General features: G+C 72.7%; 4 protein-coding genes. 2 read left to right on the top strand and 2 right to left on the bottom strand.

Features of this window, described 5'->3' with window-relative positions; translation table 11 throughout:
• On the bottom strand, window positions 1-354 hold a 354-nt coding region (locus DEIPI_RS0113635; protein ID WP_027482126.1), incomplete at its 3' end, for a DUF3084 domain-containing protein.
• A 49-nt stretch (window positions 355-403) separates the two neighbouring features.
• Entirely contained in the window at window positions 404-1,171 is a 768-nt protein-coding gene (lptB, locus tag DEIPI_RS0113630) for an LPS export ABC transporter ATP-binding protein (RefSeq protein ID WP_027482125.1), read from the bottom strand.
• A gap of 127 nt (window positions 1,172-1,298) precedes the next feature.
• Here lptB and DEIPI_RS0113625 point away from each other — a divergent pair, with 127 nt between their 5' ends.
• Both DEIPI_RS0113625 and DEIPI_RS39865 read left to right on the top strand, forming a co-directional pair.
• Window positions 1,299-2,450, top strand: a complete 1,152-nt coding sequence (locus tag DEIPI_RS0113625; RefSeq protein ID WP_027482124.1) for a phosphopentomutase — start codon at window positions 1,299-1,301, stop codon at window positions 2,448-2,450.
• Window positions 2,447-2,970 (top strand): DUF3108 domain-containing protein (locus DEIPI_RS39865; RefSeq protein ID WP_027482123.1); only part of this gene is annotated, 524 nt, incomplete at its 3' end. The genes DEIPI_RS0113625 and DEIPI_RS39865, both read left to right, overlap by 4 nt.

The following is a 2,970-nucleotide window of genomic DNA, read 5'->3' as shown; positions in this document are numbered from 1 at the left end:
GCGGCGCGCTTCGAGCGTGCGGACCTGCGTGCGCGCCTCCGCGAGGGCGGCGCGCGTGTCGTCGACGGTGCTCCTGAGGGTCGCGAACTCCTTCTTGAGGTCGCGGAGCTCCACCCGCAGCCGGTCCGCCTGCGCGATGTTGCGGAGCGCCTGACGGTTCGCGAGACCGAAGGCGAGGACGCTGACGAAGCTGATGAGCATGCCCGCGCCCACCGCGACGATCAGGGCGGTGGTCTTGGGACGCAGGCCGAACAGACGCAGGTGCCGCCGACCCACCCGCCGCGCGATCGTGTCGGCGGAGTAGGCGACGACGCCGGAGAGAAACACCACGAAACCGAGAAAGAGCAGGAACACGGGGACACTCCTGGGGCCTGAGAACGGACGTCCGGGACGCCGGGGAGGGTCAGAGGTCGAAGTCCTCGCCGAGGTAGCGGGCGCGCACGTCCGGGTTCTGCCAGAAGTCCTCGGGGGTGCCGTGGAACTGCACCTTCCCGTCGTACATGAGGTACACGCGGTCCGCGAGGGCGATGGTCTCGCGGACGTTGTGGTCCGTGATGAACACGCCGAGGCCGCGCCGCTCGCGCAGGTCGCGGATGAGCCGCTGGATCTCGCGGACGCTCTTGGGGTCGACGCCCGTGAAGGGCTCGTCGAGCAGGATGAAGTCCGGGTCGGTGGTGAGGGCCCGCGCGATCTCCAGCCGCCTGCGCTCGCCGCCGGAAAGGCTGATGGCGAGGCTGTCCGCGAGGCGCGTGAGGCCGAATTCCTCGAGCAGCTGCGCGGCGCGTTCCTCCTGCCGGGCGCGCGGCAGGCCCTGGTACTCCAGGATCGCGAGGAGGTTGTCCCGCGCGGTCATGCGGCGGAACGCGCTGGGCTCCTGCGGCAGGTAGCCCAGCCCGAGCCGGGCGCGGCGGTGCATGGGAAGCTTCGTGACGTCCTCGCCGGAGAGGGTGATGACGCCGTCCTGCGGCCGGACGAAGCCGACCATCATGTAGAAGGTGGTGGTCTTGCCCGCGCCGTTCGGGCCGAGCAGCGCGACGATCTCGCCACGCGCGATGTTGAGGTCCACGCCGCCCACGACCGTGCGGCGGCCGTACGTCTTCACGAGACGGCTCGCGGACAGCACGGGCACCTGCCTGGTCGGGTCGGTCGGGAGGGTTTCGGGTGCGGTCATAGGGCTGGCGCAATGGTACCACGCGCCCCGGCGGCGTCCGTGACACCCTCGCCGCGTCCCGCGCGCGCCGCTACACTGCGGGCATGAGCCACGACACACTCCGCCCCGAGCCGCGCGGGAGCCTCGCGTGAAGGTCACCCTGATCGTCCTCGATTCCGTCGGGGCGGGCGCCCTGCCCGACGCGCGCGACTTCGGCGACGAGGGCGCGCACACCCTCAACCACACCGTGGAGCGCACGGGGGTGAGCCTGCCGAACCTCGCGCGGCTGGGCCTCGCGCGGGTCCCCACCGTGAACGTGCCCCGGGCGGGCGAGGTGCGGGGCGCCTTCGGCCGCATGCGCGAGGTCTCCCCCGGCAAGGACACCTCCACCGGGCACTGGGAGTTCATGGGCGTGCAGCTCGCGCAGCCCTTCCGCACCTTCTCCTCGGGCTTCCCCCAGGAGGTCATGCGCCGCTTCTCGGAAGCCACGGGGCGCGGCTGGCTGTGCAACCTGCCCTACAGCGGCACGGACGTCATCCGCGACTACGGCGAGGAGCACGTCCGGACCGGGAACCCCATCGTGTACACCAGCGCGGACAGCGTCTTCCAGATCGCCACGCACGTGGACGTCGTGCCGCTGGAGACGCTCTACGGGTGGTGCCGCGCGGCGCGTGAGATCCTGACGGGCGAGTACGCCGTGGCGCGCGTCATCGCGCGGCCCTTCCGGGGCGAGCCTCCCTTCGAGCGGGTGAACGAGGCCCGCAAGGACTTCTCCCTCACGCCGCCCCGCACGGTCCTCGACGCGCTGCACGGGGCGGGACTCGACGTCGTCGGGATCGGCAAGATTCCCGACATCTACGACCACTCCGGCTTCACCGAGGAGATCCACACGGACGACAACGCCGACGGCGTCGGGAAGACCCTCGCGCGGATGCGCCGGGGGGCGCGCGGCCTGATCTTCACGAACCTCGTGGACTTCGACGCGAAGTTCGGACACCGCCGCGACCCGGCCGGGTACGGCGCGGCCCTCGCGGCCTTCGACGCGCGCCTCCCCGAACTCCTCGAGGCCACCGACGACGGCGACCTGCTGATCCTCGTCTCCGACCACGGGAACGACCCCACGTGGACCGGGACGGACCACACCCGCGAGTACGGCCTGCTCCTCGCTTACCGCCCGGGCATCGGCGCGGTGGACCTCGGGGAGCGCGCCACCTTCGCGGACGTCGGCGCGACCGTCGCGCAGGCCCTCGGCGCGAGCTGGGACGGTCCCGGCGAGAGCTTCCTGGGGTCGCTGCGGTGAACGACGCGCAGCGCCCCCCCTCGGCCTTCGCGTTCACGCTGAGCCTCGCGGGGCGGCACGCCGGGGAGCAGACCTGGCAGGTCGCTCCCGACCGGTCCGCGTGGGTCGCGCGGGTCCAGACGGACTTCGGCGGGGTGCTGCCCGACCTGCGGCGCGTCCAGACCTCCCGGCTGCACCCACGCCTCCTGACCAGCCTCGGGTACGCCGAGGGTGACGGGCGCCGCGCGTCCTTCGAGACGCTCGTGGACCGCAAGGGCGGCACCGTCACCGTCCGGCAGGGCCGCGACGAGGCCACCGCGCCGCTCGTCACGGACCTGCACGACCCCGTCTCATTGCTGCTGTGGCTGCGGGCGCAGGGCGACCTCGCCTCCACCGAGGCGCACATGGTGGGCGGCACCGTGCACGTACGCAGGCTGCCCGACGCCGACGTGGACGGCGTGCCCGCGCGGGTGTTCGACCTGCGGCCCGGCACGGCCCTCGTCTACGTCGAGCGTGACGCGCCGCAGCGCCTGCTGCGGCT

Origin of the sequence: Deinococcus pimensis DSM 21231 (assembly GCF_000519345.1) — a bacterium.
GTDB classification, from domain to species: domain Bacteria; phylum Deinococcota; class Deinococci; order Deinococcales; family Deinococcaceae; genus Deinococcus_A; species Deinococcus_A pimensis.
This window is presented reverse-complemented; position numbering and strand designations above follow the sequence as displayed.

Bases quoted from the DNA above. Each gene is read 5' to 3' on its own strand.
- lptB (WP_027482125.1), bottom strand. From the start codon at position 1,171: ATGACCGCACCCGAAACCCTCCCGACCGACCCGACCAGGCAGGTGCCC.